Below are 13,320 nucleotides of genomic sequence, written 5' to 3'. Positions count from 1 at the left end.
TGATGGCGACGCTTTCGCGTCTTATCATGTCTACAGTTCACTGTAGGTCAGATAAGTTTACGCCATCCGGCAATGTGTTAAGCATAGAGTATGGCCTGTACGCGCCAGTTGTCGGGTTGCTGATCTTCGTACATTTGAATGATCCGATACCATGAGGCACCTTGTTCATCCGCTTTTAACGCGACAACACGTTCTACATCCTGCGGATTTCCTGCAATGTTACTGACAGATATCTGGCCAATTTCGTTCAGGCCAGTAACACAGTCAGCACTGGCGAATTCGGCAGACTGCGCCGTAGTACCTACCAGTCCGGCAGAAAGCAGCAGTGAGGATAAGGCAAGTGATTGTTTCATCGTCAGCTCCATTATTCGTACCCCTACACACGGCAGGGCATTCCATCGCGATAATAAACCTCAAGCTTCCTGCTGTTGGTTTATTGTGCACAGGTAAACGCATAGGGGCGCAAAGCAATGTAAAGCTGACTAAATTTCAACCCAATGTTATTTACGATACAAAATAGCCTGTGAATACCATTGGCCTGTCACGATAGTTTCATCCACTAATAAAACCACGTAGTAATCAGCTTTAGCCGCGGCGGCTTTGGCACGGATCTCTGCCAGCGCATCATCCGGAGAGCCTCTTACCAGCGCGCTAACCGTCCCTAATCGCTGTAACCCATTACTCTGGTCACGGCGGATCTCCTGCGGGTGGTCGGCAACGGGCGGTGCGGGTTGCGGCGTTCCCTGTAGCACGCTACAGGCGCTTAAAAACATAACCAACAACAAAGAGGCAAACCGACGCATAACTCTATCTCGTTTCCTGATAGCCATAGTGTAGTGCCTTATTAATTTCCCTTTAGGGGAATGTTCCCGAATTGTTATCTCTCACGCGATTTTCGAATGAAAATGTTGCGAAAGCGTAACCCAGTTCTCAACATTATGAATCATTGCCGAACACATTCGCTTGCGTTAAGTATTGCTGCATGGCATACCAGAAAGAAAGAGGCGACAAATGATCGAAATTGAAACACGACAGTTGGCGGGTATACCTGTCCTGCACGCCGTTCCGGCTGGCAAACGCGAATGTTCACTCCCTTGTGTTATCTTCTATCACGGGTTTACCTCTTCAAGCCTGGTTTACAGCTATTTTGCCGTTGCGCTGGCTCAGGCCGGGTTCCGTGTCGTCATGCCAGATGCGCCCGACCATGGCGCTCGCTTCAAAAGCGATGCCAGGGTGCGAATGCGCCGCTTCTGGCATATTTTGCAGCAAAATATGCAGGAGTTTACGACGTTACGTGCGGCGCTGGAGGCGGAAAATTGGCTTTCAGATGAGCGGCTTGCCGTCGGTGGGGCGTCGATGGGGGGAATGACAGCATTGGGCATAATGGCGCGCCATCCTGAGGTTAAATGTGTAGCCAGCCTGATGGGTTCAGGCTATTTTACCCGGCTTGCGCAGACGCTTTTTCCCCCTTTACTGGTTCAGACCCCAGAGCAGCAGGCGGAATTTGATGCCGTTATCGCCCCGCTTGCCGAATGGGATGTTACGCATCAGTTACCACGCCTCGCTGACAGGCCGTTGCTGCTGTGGCATGGACAGGATGATGATGTTGTACCGGCTGTTGAAACCTTCCGCTTACAGCAAGCGCTGATTCAGGCAGGTTTGGACAACAATCTGACCTGCCTGTGGGAAGCGGGCGTACGACATCGCATCACGCCAGAAGCGTTGGCCGCAACAGTGACGTTTTTCCGCCAGCACCTTTAAACGCGCATAATGCTCACGCCCTGAGCTTCAAGCTGTTGCAGAATCTCAGGGTTTGCATTTTTGCCAGTAATCAGCATGTCGATTTGGTCGGCGCGACTGAACAGCATTCCCGCACGTTCACCGACTTTACTGCTATCGACCAGTACCACCAGTTTGCCCACCACGTTAAGCATCTTCTGCTCGGCCATCGCGGTCAGCATATCCGTTTTATACAGTCCGTCCGCGGTCAACCCTTTGCCACTGGTGAACATCCAGTGCCCGGCATACAGGCTATTTTCACTGCCTTGCGGGCTAAGCGTGATGGATTGGCTTTTGTTATATTGCCCTCCCATGATGATCACGCTGTCATGCTCCTGGTCGATCAGATAGTTCGCCAGCGGCAGATAATTAGTGATGATCTGCACCGGCTTGCCGCACATTTCGCGACCCAGCAGAAAGGCGGTCGATCCGCAGTTGATCACCACGCTTTCACCTGCATTCACAAGCTGGGATGCCGCCTTGGCAATGCGAACTTTTTCATCGTGGTTCTGTGCCTGGTGCAGATTCATTGGCGTCCAGCGCGGTCGCTGCTGGGTAATAGCTTCTGCGCCGTTGCGGACTTTCTTGAGTTTGCCGCTTTCATCGAGTTTGTTGATGTCCCGGCGTGCTGTGGCGGGTGAAATCCCCAGACGCTCAATCACGTTCTCAACGGTAACAAAGCCCAACTGCGCCAGCATATCCAGCAGTATTTGATGTCTTTGTGCTTCAGTCATGAGCTATTCCGATACAAATTGATTTGAAAAGATGATATTTGAAATAGCCTGGAAATACTAAAGTAAATGGGAAAAAATGCCGGGATGGCCCGGCATTTTGTGTGGATCACAAGAACGATTTAAACGGTAAATCCGGTTCAATCGTGAAGCAGTCGTCAAAGCCGCGCGGATAGTGATATTCAAAGTTATCTTTGTCCAGCGGCCAGGTGAACTTGCCACCCACCTGCCAGATAAAAGGCTTAAAGCCATACTTCAGCCGATCTTTTTTCATCTCCCAAAGTACGCGGATCTCCTGAGGATCGGCCTGGAAGTTTGACCAGATATCGTGATGGAAAGGGATCACCACTTTTGTATTCAGGGCCTCCGCCATACGCAGCATGTCGGAACTGGTCATTTTGTCCGTAATACCCCGTGGGTTCTCGCCGTAGGATCCGAGCGCGACGTCGATCTGGTGCTCATTGCCATGCTTTGCATAGTAGTTGGAGTAGTGTGAATCACCACTGTGATAAAGCGTACCGCCCGGCGTTTTGAACAGATAGTTTACGGCGCGGGCATCCATACCATCCGGCAGCACGCCTGCCGCTTTTTGATCGGCAGGAAGCGTGATCAATGCCGTACGATCAAACGCATCAAGCGCATGAATTTCAATATCTTTCACTTTCACCACATCGCCAGGTTTTACCACGATGCAGCGCTCTTTTGGTACACCCCAACCGATCCACAGATCCACACAAGTCTGCGGTCCAATAAACGGCACGTCGTCGGCACAGTTCTGCATGACGGCTGCCGCAACATTTACGTCGATGTGATCGTTATGATCGTGCGTGGCCAGCACCGCATCGATCTGACGAATGGCAAACGGATCAAGAACAAACGGCGTGGTGCGCAGGTTTGGCTGCAGCTTCTTCACGCCCGCCATGCGTTGCATCTGGTGACCGGTTTTCATCAGCGGGTTACCGTGACTCTGTTTACCCGTACCGCACCAGAAATCGACGCAGACGTTAGTTCCGCCTTCAGACTTTAGCCAAATACCGGTACAGCCAAGCCACCACATAGCGAAAGTGCCAGGTGCGACCTGTTCCTGCTCGATCTCTTCATTGAGCCAGCTTCCCCACTCCGGGAATGTGCTCAGAATCCATGATTCACGCGTGATGCTTTTTACTTTACTCATCGCAATTACCTTCATGTTTGTTCAAGTTGAATCAAATTATGATTTGTTTTGATTGATACTGACATCATTTTTTCAAGAAGGCAATGCGCTGATTTTTGGTGTTGAATGGGAAAATGTGAACAAGTTACAACGTGACAAGATGGTTTATATGAAATGTATTTTTGTATTTTATTGTTTTAAATGAATTTATTTTGACGAGTATGAATTTGAAGTAAATCCACTCTGCAAGTAAGAGAATTATTTGCGTACTTCATCACATTTAATCAAATTCAATCTTGTTGTGATTACTTTTGAAAATTAGAGTGAGGGCACAACATCCTGGGCATCTGTAATGAATGTTCAGCAACTTCGTCTACTGGAGATCGTTATGGAGATCCTCTACAACATCTTTACCGTCTTTTTTAATCAGGTCATGACCAATGCACCGTTGCTGTTGGGTATTGTGACCTGCCTCGGCTACATCCTGTTGCGTAAAAGTGTCAGCGTCATTATCAAAGGCACGATCAAAACGATTATCGGTTTTATGTTATTGCAGGCAGGGTCGGGCATTCTGACCAGCACGTTTAAACCGGTGGTGGCGAAGATGTCTGAGGTTTACGGTATCAATGGCGCGATCTCCGATACCTATGCCTCCATGATGGCAACCATCGAACGAATGGGCGATGCATACAGTTGGGTAGGGTACGCCGTACTGTTAGCGCTGGCGCTGAACATTTGTTACGTACTGCTACGGCGTATTACCGGCATTCGAACCATCATGCTGACTGGGCACATCATGTTCCAGCAGGCGGGGCTGATTGCTGTCTCTTTCTACATCTTTGGTTACCCGATGTGGACCACCATCATCTGTACCGCGGTGCTGGTGTCGCTCTACTGGGGCATTACCTCCAATATGATGTACAAACCGACGCAGGAAGTAACTGACGGTTGCGGTTTTTCCATCGGTCACCAGCAGCAGTTCGCCTCCTGGATTGCTTACAAAGTCGCGCCGTATCTGGGTAAGAAAGAGGAGAGCGTAGAAGATCTCAAGCTGCCAGGCTGGCTGAATATCTTCCATGACAACATCGTTTCCACCGCGATTGTGATGACCATCTTTTTCGGGGCGATCCTGCTCTCTTTCGGCATTGATGTGGTTCAGGCGATGGCGGGTAAAACCCACTGGACGGTGTATATCCTGCAAACCGGTTTTTCGTTTGCTGTCGCTATCTTCATCATCACCCAGGGTGTACGTATGTTCGTTGCTGAACTTTCAGAGGCGTTCAACGGTATCTCTCAACGTCTGATCCCCGGCGCGGTGTTGGCTATCGACTGCGCAGCCATTTACAGCTTTGCCCCCAACGCGGTGGTCTGGGGCTTTATGTGGGGCACCATCGGCCAACTGATTGCGGTAGGTATTCTGGTTGCCTGCGGCTCTTCCATCCTGATTATCCCTGGCTTTATCCCGATGTTCTTCTCGAACGCCACCATTGGCGTATTTGCTAACCACTTTGGCGGCTGGCGCGCGGCGCTCAAGATTTGCCTGGTGATGGGGATGATCGAAATCTTCGGCTGCGTTTGGGCGGTGAAACTCACCGGTATGAGCGCCTGGATGGGCATGGCGGACTGGTCAATTCTGGCACCGCCGATGATGCAAGGCTTTGCCTCCATCGGCATTGTGTTTATGGCCGTCATTATTCTGATTGCACTGGCTTATATGTTTTTCGCAGGACGCACGTTGCGCGCTGAGGAAGACGCAGAAAAACAACTGGCAGAACACTCTGCTTAATAAGGAGTTCCGATTATGACCGTACGTATTCTGGCTGTGTGTGGCAATGGGCAGGGCAGTTCCATGATCATGAAAATGAAGGTGGACCAGTTTTTAACCCAGTCAAATATTGACCATACGGTAAACAGCTGCGCCGTGGGTGAATACAAAAGTGAACTGAGCGGCGCGGATATCATCATCGCCTCTACGCATATCGCCGGTGAGATTACCGTTTCTGGCAATAAATATGTCGTTGGCGTACGCAACATGCTGTCTCCTGCCGATTTTGGGCCAAAACTGCTGGAAGTGATCAAAGCGCATTTCCCGCAGGACGTGAAGTAAGGGGCGGCATATGAAATTACGTGACTCGCTAACAGACAATAATTCCATCCTTTTGCAAGCCGAGGCCAGTACCTGGCAGGAAGCGGTAAAGCTTGGTGTGGATCTGTTGGTTAAGGCCGATGTGGTTGAACCACGCTACTACCAGGCCATCCTTGATGGCGTTGAGCAGTTTGGCCCGTACTTTGTGATTGCGCCTGGCCTGGCAATGCCGCACGGCCGTCCGGAGGAAGGGGTCAAGAAAACCGGTTTTGCGCTGGTGACGCTGAAATCACCGCTGGTGTTTAACCACGAAGATAACGACCCGGTCGATATTCTGATAACGATGGCGGCAGTTGACGCCAACACACATCAGGAAGTGGGCATCATGCAGATCGTGAATCTCTTTGATGACGAAGCCAATTTCGACCGTTTACGCGCCTGTCGCACCGCGCAGGAAGTGTTGGATTTAATTGATAACGCCACTGCGGCGGCTGTTTAAAAGGATACCAAAATGTCATTACCTATGTTGCAGGTTGCGCTGGATAACCAATCAATGTCTTCTGCGTATGAAACGACGCGTCTGATTGCCGAAGAGGTCGATATCATTGAGGTGGGAACTATTCTTTGCGTGGCAGAGGGTGTGTGCGCCGTTCGCGATCTGAAGGCGCTTTACCCGCATAAAATTGTGCTGGCGGACGCCAAAATTGCCGATGCGGGAAAAATCCTCTCCCGCATGTGTTTCGAAGCCAACGCTGACTGGGTCACCGTCATCTGCTGTGCGGATATCAACACCACTAAGGGGGCACTGGAGGTAGCGAAAGAATTTAACGGCGACGTGCAGATTGAACTGACCGGTTACTGGACCTGGGAGCAGGCCCAGGAATGGCGTGACGCAGGGATTGGGCAAGTTGTGTATCACCGCAGCCGTGATGCGCAGGCGGCGGGCGTGGCGTGGGGAGAAGCGGATATCAGCGCGATCAAACGCCTGTCCGAGATGGGCTTTAAAGTCACCGTCACCGGCGGTCTGGCGCTGGAAGATCTGCCGCTGTTTCAGGGAATTCCGATTCACGTATTTATTGCCGGTCGCAGCATTCGCGATGCCGCCTCTCCGGTGGAAGCGGCCCGTCAGTTCAAACGTTCTATCGCCCAGCTGTGGGGATAAGGAGCGACTATGTTGTCGAAACAGGTCCCGCTCGGTATTTATGAAAAGGCACTCCCCGGCGGGGAGTGCTGGCTGGAGCGTTTGCAGCTGGCGAAGGAACTGGGCTTTGACTTTGTCGAAATGTCGGTTGATGAAACCGACGCTCGCCTGGCGCGTCTTGACTGGAACCGCGAGCAGCGACTGGCGCTGGTGGCCGCTATCGCTGAGACAGGGATACGGGTACCGTCCATGTGCCTGAGCGCTCATCGTCGTTTCCCGCTGGGTAGTGAAGATGATGCGGTACGTGAACAAGGGCTGGAGATCATGCGTAAAGCCATTCAGTTTGCGCAGGATATCGGTATTCGCGTTATTCAACTGGCGGGTTACGACGTTTATTACCAGCAGGCCAATAACGAAACGCGTCGTCGGTTTCGCGATGGGCTGAAAGAAAGCGTAGAGATGGCGAGCCGTGCACAGGTGACGCTGGCGATGGAAATCATGGATTATCCACTGATGAATTCGATCAGTAAGGCGCTGGGGTACGCCCACTATCTCAACAATCCGTGGTTCCAGCTGTATCCCGATATCGGCAATTTGTCGGCGTGGGACAACGATGTGCAGATGGAGCTGCAGGCGGGAATGGGTCATATCGTTGCCGTACACGTGAAAGATACCAAACCCGGTGTATTCAAGAATGTGCCGTTTGGTGAAGGGGTTGTCGATTTCGAACGTTGTTTTGCGACGCTCAAACAGAGTGGGTATTGCGGGCCATACCTGATTGAGATGTGGAGCGAAACGTCGGACGACCCGGCACGTGAAGTGGTGAAGGCGCGCGACTGGGTGAAAGCGCGTATGGCCAGCGCCGGTCTGGTGGAGGCGGTATAATGCAAAAACTCAAACAGCAGGTTTTTGAGGCCAATATGGATCTGCCGCGCTACGGGCTGGTGACGTTTACTTGGGGTAATGTCAGCGCCATCGACCGCGAACGCGGGCTGGTGGTGATTAAGCCCAGCGGCGTCGACTACCATACAATGACAGTGGACGACATGGTAGTTGTGGATCTGTACGGCAACGTGGTGGAAGGACGCTATCGTCCTTCTTCCGATACCGCCACCCATCTGGCGCTGTATCGTCGCTATTCCTCTCTTGGCGGCGTGGTGCATACTCACTCAACCCACGCGACGGCATGGGCGCAGGCAGGTCTGGCAATACCCGCGCTCGGTACGACGCATGCGGACTACTTCTTTGGTGATATTCCCTGCACCCGGGCGTTAACTGAAGCGGAAGTTCAGGATGAGTATGAGCTAAATACCGGCAGGGTGATTGTTGAAACGGTGGGGGAGGTGGAACCTTTGCATACGCCAGGCGTAGTGGTGTACCAGCATGGCCCGTTTGCCTGGGGCAAAGATGCTCACGACGCGGTACATAACGCGGTGGTGATGGAAGAAGTGGCAAAAATGGCATGGATTGCGCGCGGTATTAATCCGGCGCTCAGCCCCATCGACAGTTATCTGATGAATAAGCACTTCATGCGTAAGCACGGCCCAAATGCCTATTACGGGCAGAAGTAGGAATAAACGTTCCGGAGCCAACTCTTCATGGGGATGAGATCGGTCTGGCTTCGGGATTGTTTTGCAAAAAAAGCCCCCAGTGAAGGGGGCAAGTCAAACTGTGGCAATGTTCTCGTTGGTTATTTCTGGTGTTAACGATAAATATCTGCACTGGCGTGCATATTTCCGTTACTACCGGGTTCCCTGGTGAGGATCACGTGGTAGTAGGTTGCGCCTTGCGCATCGGTCTCTTCATTCAGGGCCTGAGTGGCTTCACTTTCAGTGGCGAAGTTATGATTTATGTAAATGACGCCTAAGCTCTGCACATCATCCATGTTCCTGGCCTGATGGTTATCAATTTTGATGGCTGCCGTTGCATTTGCACTGAGCAAAAGCACAGCCAGAAGGGTCAAAACACGGGCTCGCATATGTACCTCCTCGACTGCGGTCTCTGGTTGCCTCTCTCCTGTGAGTGATTAACTTCTGATGTAATTTTAACCGCTACCAGCGCAGTCGATAGCGACCATTTCTGATGCAGTTGTTCAAAAAATTACCGCATAGCCATCTTTTCTTTAATTAACAGTCTGCTGGTGTATACCGCTGCGGTGAAAAAATACCTGCCTTTCGCGCATAAGCTCTTACCAAATAGTCAATTTAATCGGGTGAGTACGCCGTTTATAGTGAGCCGGATAAGTAATATAACTTTATGATAATAAGGCAAAAACTTATGGATACTTCATTCATGGATTTCAGCTATTTCGTGGTTATGTTTATGGTCGCGCTGGTGGCTGGCTTTATTAACGTGGTGTCGGGCGGTGGTGGATTTCTCTCTATTGGCGCACTCTTAATTTCTGGTTTACCCCCGGCTAATGCGCTGGCAACCAATAAAATTCAGGCTCTGGGTAGCTCTCTGACCTCTGGAATTTACTTTTTACGCCGGGGACATATCAACGTGCAGGAGCACAAGTATGTGTTTTTATCTGCCTTTATCGGTTCTGCGCTGGGAACGACGCTTATCCAGTTCATTGAACCGGAACTGCTGAAGAAACTGCTCCCAATCCTGATTATCGCAGTCGCCATTTACTTTATTTTTGCGCCAAACCTTAGCGAACCGAAAAGAAAGCAGCAGGTATCCCTGTTTCTCTTCTCGTTGATCGGTGGGGGATGTATTGGTTTTTATGATGGCTTTCTCGGTGCTGGGGCTGGTTCCTTTTATACCCTCAGCTATATTCTGCTGTGGGGATACAGTATTGATAAAGCGCAAATCCACTCGAATTTTATTAACCTGGCGTCGAACATCGCCTCGATTTTGTTCTTCATTTTCGGTGGTAAAATGATCTGGTCGCTTGGGCTGGTGATGTTTGCAGGGCAATCCCTTGGCGCACGTCTTGGTGCGACAGTCGTACTGACGCGCGGTAAGAAAGTCATCCGACCCATGATTGTCATTGTCTCCATTTGCATCAGCATCAAAATGCTGCTGGATATGTATTAATAGCGACATGATAAATAATCGTACAAGCACCTTGAGTTTACCTGCTGACCCCAGTATTATGACGCGTCATTTTTCAGCCGACCTTTAACACGTTCCTTGCCTCCATGGGCCTCGGCTGACCCAGACAGGAGGCTGAATAATCCGTAAGGAGCAATTCGATGCGTCATTACGAAATCGTTTTTATGGTCCATCCTGACCAGAGCGAACAGGTTCCGGGTATGATCGAACGCTACACTGCTGCCATCACTGGTGCAGAAGGCACGATCCACCGTCTGGAAGACTGGGGCCGCCGTCAGCTGGCTTACCCGATCAACAAACTGCACAAAGCTCACTACGTTCTGATGAACGTTGAAGCGCCGCAGGAAGTGATCGATGAGCTGGAAACTACCTTCCGCTTCAACGATGCCGTTATCCGCAGCATGGTTATGCGTACTAAACACGCTGTTACCGAAGCATCTCCGATGGTTAAAGCGAAAGACGAGCGTCGTGAACGTCGCGATGATTTCGCTAACGAAACCGCAGATGATGCTGAAGCTGGGGATTCTGAAGAGTAATTTCTGATGACCAACCGTCTGGCGTTGTCCGGCACTGTGTGCAGGGCCCCCCTTCGAAAGGTCAGTCCATCAGGAATTCCTCATTGCCAGTTCGTGCTTGAGCATCGTTCTGTGCAGGAGGAAGCCGGGTTTCACCGGCAGGCGTGGTGCCAAATGCCCGTTATTATTAGCGGACACGAAAACCAGGCCATTACTCACAGTATAACGGTCGGTAGCGCAGTGACCGTTCAGGGGTTCATCTCTTGCCACAAAGCAAAGAACGGCCTGAGCAAAATGGTTCTGCATGCCGAGCAGATTGAATTGATAGATTCTGGAGACTAGCCATATGGCACGTTATTTCCGTCGTCGCAAGTTCTGCCGTTTCACCGCGGAAGGCGTTCAAGAGATCGACTATAAAGATATCGCTACGCTGAAAAACTACATCACCGAAAGCGGTAAGATTGTCCCAAGCCGTATCACCGGTACCCGTGCAAAATACCAGCGTCAGCTGGCTCGCGCTATCAAACGCGCTCGCTACCTGTCCCTGCTGCCGTACACTGATCGTCATCAGTAATCGGTCACGGTCCATTAATACGACTTTGAGAGGATAAGGTAATGCAAGTTATTCTGCTTGATAAAGTAGCAAACCTGGGTAGCCTGGGTGATCAGGTTAACGTTAAAGCGGGCTATGCTCGTAACTTCCTGGTACCACAGGGTAAAGCTGTTCCTGCTACCAAGAAAAACGTTGAATTTTTCGAAGCGCGTCGCGCTGAGCTGGAAGCTAAATTGGCTGACGTTCTGTCCGCTGCTGAAGCTCGTGCTGAGAAAATCAACGCACTGGAAACCGTAACCATCGCGTCTAAAGCTGGCGACGAAGGTAAACTGTTCGGTTCCATCGGTACTCGCGACATCGCTGACGCTGTAACTGCAGCTGGCGTTGAAGTAGCTAAGAGCGAAGTTCGTCTGCCGAACGGCGTTCTGCGTACCACTGGCGAGCACGAAGTGAGCTTCCAGGTTCACAGCGAAGTGTTTGCTAAGCTGACTGTAAACGTAGTTGCAGAATAAGTTTTTATTCTGATGACCGCGTAAAAGCGCCGGCCCTGTGCCGGCGTTTTGCTTTTCTGTTCCCCCGCTTTTCTCTCTGGCTATTCTTTATCCTTTTCGGGATAATCAAAAAAATAAAACATTATTTCAAAGTGGTGATGGAATGGAACCAACGCACCAACCTCTGTTTGCGCGTAAAAATGTTGTCTACCTGAGCGCGGCGTTCTGCTGCCTGCTGTGGGGGAGTGCCTATCCGGCGATCAAAAGCGGATATGAGATCTTCCAGATTGCCACGGATGACATTCCCTCAAAGATTGTCTTTGCCGGATATCGCTTTCTGTTTGCGGGATTATTGCTGCTACTGCTGGCGGTAGCGCAGCGTAAACCGATTGGCCGGTTAAGTCCGCGTCAGTACGGCCAACTCACGCTGTTGGGGCTAACGCAAACCTCGCTGCAATACATCTTCTTCTACATTGGCCTGGCGTTCACGACGGGAGTGAAAGGGTCCATCATGAATGCGACCGGGACCTTCTTCAGCGTGCTGCTGGCCCATTTTATCTACCATAACGACAAACTGAGTTACAACAAAGCGCTGGGCTGTATTCTCGGCTTTACCGGCGTAATGGTGGTGAACTTTAGCAGCGGAATGGATTTTAGCTTCAGCCTGTTAGGTGACGGCTCAGTAGTGATGGCAGCTTTTATTCTCTCTGCTGCCACGCTATATGGAAAACGTATTTCTCAGACGGTGGACCCGACGGTAATGACAGGGTACCAGTTGGGCGGTGGCGGCCTGGCGTTGGTTATCGGCGGCTACGCTTTTGGCGGCACGCTAACCGTACACGGTGCATCTTCGGTGGCGATTCTCGGCTACCTGACGTTACTCTCTTCGGTCGCTTTCGCCTTGTGGAGTATTCTGCTCAAGCATAATCGCGTGGGGATGATTGCGCCGTTTAACTTCCTGATCCCGGTTTCGGGAGCAGTACTGTCGGCAATATTCCTCGGTGAAAACATTCTCGAATGGAAATATGCGGTAGCGCTGGTGCTGGTGTGTTCGGGGATCTGGTGGGTGAACAAGGTGAAACGCTGACGTTTCACCTTGATGCCTGATGGCGCTATCGCTTATCAGGCCTGGAATCGCGGGGTCACAGCGCTTAACGGGCGCGGATAAAACTGCCGTTAGGCTGGCGGGTAAACAGTACTTGCTGACCATTCCCGGTATCAATGGTTAATCCCGTCACCACGCCATTGGCATTCTGCCTGATCTGTATCATCTGACCGTCTTTCAGATTGCTCAGTGGTTTTCCGGCGCCTTCAACCTGTGCCATCGCATACACATCGGTTGGCGGGAGGTTATGGTCACGGAATACCTGCGCCAGCGTTTTACCAGAGTCTACGCGGTAGGAGCGCCACTGCTGGTCAATTCCGCTATCCTGTTGGAAAGGTTGTGTCTGCGGCTGAGATTGCTGGACCTGAGGCTGCGCATCAGGTTCTCCTTCCTGGATTGGCTCTGGCGCAACCGGAGCGACCTGGCCGGGATCATTTTGCGGCGCGACGAGCTGTGCCTGCAGTTGAGCCTCGGTCGGTGGCTGCGACTGTGACTGTAAATCCAGCTGGGCAGTACGCGTCACCACAGGGGCATCGCTGGTGTCACTGGAAGGGAGCAGGAAACCTATCACCAACACAATAGCGGCAATAATAATGCCGCGGCGGTGCATAGGCGGTAGCGGGTCCATAATGCGAAAATTGTCCGGTGCATGCCAGATTTTCGCCAGGGTTGGTTTTAATTCAAAGCGCCCGGGCATGGCTTTCCT

Annotated in this window: 19 protein-coding genes; 13 read left to right on the top strand and 6 right to left on the bottom strand. The window is 51.3% G+C overall.

Translation table 11 applies throughout. The features are described 5' to 3' along the window. Nucleotides 1-77: 77 nt before the first annotated feature. Both yjfN and bsmA read right to left on the bottom strand, forming a co-directional pair. Nucleotides 78-353 (bottom strand): DUF1471 family protease activator YjfN, encoded by a 276-nt coding sequence (gene yjfN / locus OGY37_RS12645; protein ID WP_003830465.1) that lies wholly within the window; start codon nt 351-353, stop codon nt 78-80. Between the two features lie 147 nt (nt 354-500). Then, nucleotides 501-830, bottom strand: coding sequence for a biofilm peroxide resistance protein BsmA (gene bsmA, locus OGY37_RS12640; RefSeq protein WP_057066585.1), 330 nt, complete (start codon nt 828-830; stop codon nt 501-503). A gap of 181 nt (nt 831-1,011) precedes the next feature. On the opposite strand from bsmA, the gene yjfP reads away from it, so the two are divergent. Continuing rightward, nucleotides 1,012-1,761, top strand: a complete 750-nt coding sequence (gene yjfP, locus OGY37_RS12635) for an esterase (protein WP_063941654.1) — start codon at nt 1,012-1,014, stop codon at nt 1,759-1,761. Here the strand turns inward: yjfP and ulaR are convergent. After that, the gene (gene ulaR, locus OGY37_RS12630; RefSeq protein WP_003025646.1) at nt 1,758-2,513 is read right to left on the bottom strand and encodes an HTH-type transcriptional regulator UlaR; all 756 of its coding nucleotides are present in this window, start codon (nt 2,511-2,513) and stop codon (nt 1,758-1,760) included. The genes yjfP and ulaR overlap by 4 nt on opposite strands. 106 nt (nt 2,514-2,619) lie before the next feature. Further along, a complete protein-coding gene (gene ulaG, locus OGY37_RS12625; protein ID WP_003025649.1) occupies nt 2,620-3,684 on the bottom strand; it encodes an L-ascorbate 6-phosphate lactonase in 1,065 nt (354 codons plus the stop codon). A gap of 367 nt (nt 3,685-4,051) precedes the next feature. Between ulaG and ulaA the strand changes: the two genes are divergently transcribed. Genes ulaA through OGY37_RS12595 form a run of 6 tightly spaced genes read left to right on the top strand, consistent with a single transcriptional unit; the run spans nt 4,052 to nt 8,461 of the window. Further along, nucleotides 4,052-5,449 (top strand): PTS ascorbate transporter subunit IIC, encoded by a 1,398-nt coding sequence (gene ulaA / locus OGY37_RS12620; RefSeq protein WP_003830456.1) that lies wholly within the window; start codon nt 4,052-4,054, stop codon nt 5,447-5,449. A gap of 15 nt (nt 5,450-5,464) precedes the next feature. Next, on the top strand, nt 5,465-5,770 hold the full coding sequence (ulaB, locus tag OGY37_RS12615; RefSeq protein WP_003025655.1) for a PTS ascorbate transporter subunit IIB: 306 nt from the start codon (nt 5,465-5,467) through the stop codon (nt 5,768-5,770). Between the two features lie 10 nt (nt 5,771-5,780). Beyond that, nucleotides 5,781-6,248, top strand: a complete 468-nt coding sequence (ulaC, locus tag OGY37_RS12610) for a PTS ascorbate transporter subunit IIA (protein ID WP_003830454.1) — start codon at nt 5,781-5,783, stop codon at nt 6,246-6,248. A 12-nt stretch (nt 6,249-6,260) separates the two neighbouring features. After that, nucleotides 6,261-6,911 carry a 3-keto-L-gulonate-6-phosphate decarboxylase UlaD gene (gene ulaD / locus OGY37_RS12605; RefSeq protein WP_218659603.1) on the top strand — a complete coding sequence of 217 codons (651 nt, stop codon included), beginning with the start codon at nt 6,261-6,263 and terminating at the stop codon, nt 6,909-6,911. A 9-nt stretch (nt 6,912-6,920) separates the two neighbouring features. Then, nucleotides 6,921-7,775, top strand: a complete 855-nt coding sequence (locus OGY37_RS12600; RefSeq protein WP_003830452.1) for an L-ribulose-5-phosphate 3-epimerase — start codon at nt 6,921-6,923, stop codon at nt 7,773-7,775. After that, a complete protein-coding gene (locus tag OGY37_RS12595; protein WP_286620960.1) occupies nt 7,775-8,461 on the top strand; it encodes an L-ribulose-5-phosphate 4-epimerase in 687 nt (228 codons plus the stop codon). The genes OGY37_RS12600 and OGY37_RS12595 overlap by 1 nt, the downstream gene beginning before the upstream one ends. Before the next feature lie 131 nt (nt 8,462-8,592). Here OGY37_RS12595 and yjfY read toward each other — a convergent pair whose 3' ends face one another. After that, the gene (gene yjfY, locus OGY37_RS12590) at nt 8,593-8,868 is read right to left on the bottom strand and encodes a DUF1471 family protein YjfY (protein WP_003025668.1); all 276 of its coding nucleotides are present in this window, start codon (nt 8,866-8,868) and stop codon (nt 8,593-8,595) included. Between the two features lie 299 nt (nt 8,869-9,167). Between yjfY and OGY37_RS12585 the strand changes: the two genes are divergently transcribed. The 6 genes from OGY37_RS12585 (at nt 9,168) to OGY37_RS12555 (ending at nt 12,596) form a co-directional block, all read left to right on the top strand. Beyond that, the gene (locus OGY37_RS12585) at nt 9,168-9,932 is read left to right on the top strand and encodes a TSUP family transporter (protein ID WP_003830447.1); all 765 of its coding nucleotides are present in this window, start codon (nt 9,168-9,170) and stop codon (nt 9,930-9,932) included. A 158-nt stretch (nt 9,933-10,090) separates the two neighbouring features. Next, complete coding sequence (gene rpsF / locus OGY37_RS12575; RefSeq protein WP_003025672.1) at nt 10,091-10,486, top strand: 30S ribosomal protein S6; 396 nt, start codon at nt 10,091-10,093, stop codon at nt 10,484-10,486. Nucleotides 10,487-10,492: 6 nt separating this feature from the next. Continuing rightward, nucleotides 10,493-10,807, top strand: a complete 315-nt coding sequence (gene priB / locus OGY37_RS12570) for a primosomal replication protein N (RefSeq protein WP_003025674.1) — start codon at nt 10,493-10,495, stop codon at nt 10,805-10,807. A gap of 4 nt (nt 10,808-10,811) precedes the next feature. Further along, nucleotides 10,812-11,039: a 30S ribosomal protein S18 gene (gene rpsR / locus OGY37_RS12565; RefSeq protein WP_000135199.1), complete on the top strand. Its 228-nt coding sequence runs from the start codon at nt 10,812-10,814 to the stop codon at nt 11,037-11,039. A gap of 41 nt (nt 11,040-11,080) precedes the next feature. Continuing rightward, nucleotides 11,081-11,530 (top strand): 50S ribosomal protein L9, encoded by a 450-nt coding sequence (gene rplI / locus OGY37_RS12560; RefSeq protein WP_003025676.1) that lies wholly within the window; start codon nt 11,081-11,083, stop codon nt 11,528-11,530. 142 nt (nt 11,531-11,672) lie between these two features. After that, nucleotides 11,673-12,596, top strand: a complete 924-nt coding sequence (locus OGY37_RS12555; RefSeq protein ID WP_008786017.1) for a DMT family transporter — start codon at nt 11,673-11,675, stop codon at nt 12,594-12,596. 64 nt (nt 12,597-12,660) lie between these two features. Here OGY37_RS12555 and OGY37_RS12550 read toward each other — a convergent pair whose 3' ends face one another. After that, nucleotides 12,661-13,311 (bottom strand): LysM-like peptidoglycan-binding domain-containing protein, encoded by a 651-nt coding sequence (locus OGY37_RS12550; protein ID WP_003830442.1) that lies wholly within the window; start codon nt 13,309-13,311, stop codon nt 12,661-12,663. Between the last annotated feature and the right edge of the window lie 9 nt (nt 13,312-13,320).

The sequence above is a fragment of the Citrobacter sp. Cpo030 genome (genome assembly GCF_030333005.1).
In the GTDB taxonomy this organism is placed as follows: Bacteria; Pseudomonadota; Gammaproteobacteria; order Enterobacterales; family Enterobacteriaceae; genus Citrobacter; species Citrobacter portucalensis.
This window is presented reverse-complemented; position numbering and strand designations above follow the sequence as displayed.

Bases quoted from the DNA above. Each gene is read 5' to 3' on its own strand.
- yjfN (WP_003830465.1), bottom strand. From the start codon at position 353: ATGAAACAATCACTTGCCTTATCCTCACTGCTGCTTTCTGCCGGACTG.
- bsmA (WP_057066585.1), bottom strand. From the start codon at position 830: ATGGCTATCAGGAAACGAGATAGAGTTATGCGTCGGTTTGCCTCTTTG.
- yjfP (WP_063941654.1), top strand. From the start codon at position 1,012: ATGATCGAAATTGAAACACGACAGTTGGCGGGTATACCTGTCCTGCAC.
- ulaR (WP_003025646.1), bottom strand. From the start codon at position 2,513: ATGACTGAAGCACAAAGACATCAAATACTGCTGGATATGCTGGCGCAG.
- ulaG (WP_003025649.1), bottom strand. From the start codon at position 3,684: ATGAGTAAAGTAAAAAGCATCACGCGTGAATCATGGATTCTGAGCACA.
- ulaA (WP_003830456.1), top strand. From the start codon at position 4,052: ATGGAGATCCTCTACAACATCTTTACCGTCTTTTTTAATCAGGTCATG.
- ulaB (WP_003025655.1), top strand. From the start codon at position 5,465: ATGACCGTACGTATTCTGGCTGTGTGTGGCAATGGGCAGGGCAGTTCC.
- ulaC (WP_003830454.1), top strand. From the start codon at position 5,781: ATGAAATTACGTGACTCGCTAACAGACAATAATTCCATCCTTTTGCAA.
- ulaD (WP_218659603.1), top strand. From the start codon at position 6,261: ATGTCATTACCTATGTTGCAGGTTGCGCTGGATAACCAATCAATGTCT.
- OGY37_RS12600 (WP_003830452.1), top strand. From the start codon at position 6,921: ATGTTGTCGAAACAGGTCCCGCTCGGTATTTATGAAAAGGCACTCCCC.
- OGY37_RS12595 (WP_286620960.1), top strand. From the start codon at position 7,775: ATGCAAAAACTCAAACAGCAGGTTTTTGAGGCCAATATGGATCTGCCG.
- yjfY (WP_003025668.1), bottom strand. From the start codon at position 8,868: ATGCGAGCCCGTGTTTTGACCCTTCTGGCTGTGCTTTTGCTCAGTGCA.
- OGY37_RS12585 (WP_003830447.1), top strand. From the start codon at position 9,168: ATGGATACTTCATTCATGGATTTCAGCTATTTCGTGGTTATGTTTATG.
- rpsF (WP_003025672.1), top strand. From the start codon at position 10,091: ATGCGTCATTACGAAATCGTTTTTATGGTCCATCCTGACCAGAGCGAA.
- priB (WP_003025674.1), top strand. From the start codon at position 10,493: ATGACCAACCGTCTGGCGTTGTCCGGCACTGTGTGCAGGGCCCCCCTT.
- rpsR (WP_000135199.1), top strand. From the start codon at position 10,812: ATGGCACGTTATTTCCGTCGTCGCAAGTTCTGCCGTTTCACCGCGGAA.
- rplI (WP_003025676.1), top strand. From the start codon at position 11,081: ATGCAAGTTATTCTGCTTGATAAAGTAGCAAACCTGGGTAGCCTGGGT.
- OGY37_RS12555 (WP_008786017.1), top strand. From the start codon at position 11,673: ATGGAACCAACGCACCAACCTCTGTTTGCGCGTAAAAATGTTGTCTAC.
- OGY37_RS12550 (WP_003830442.1), bottom strand. From the start codon at position 13,311: ATGCCCGGGCGCTTTGAATTAAAACCAACCCTGGCGAAAATCTGGCAT.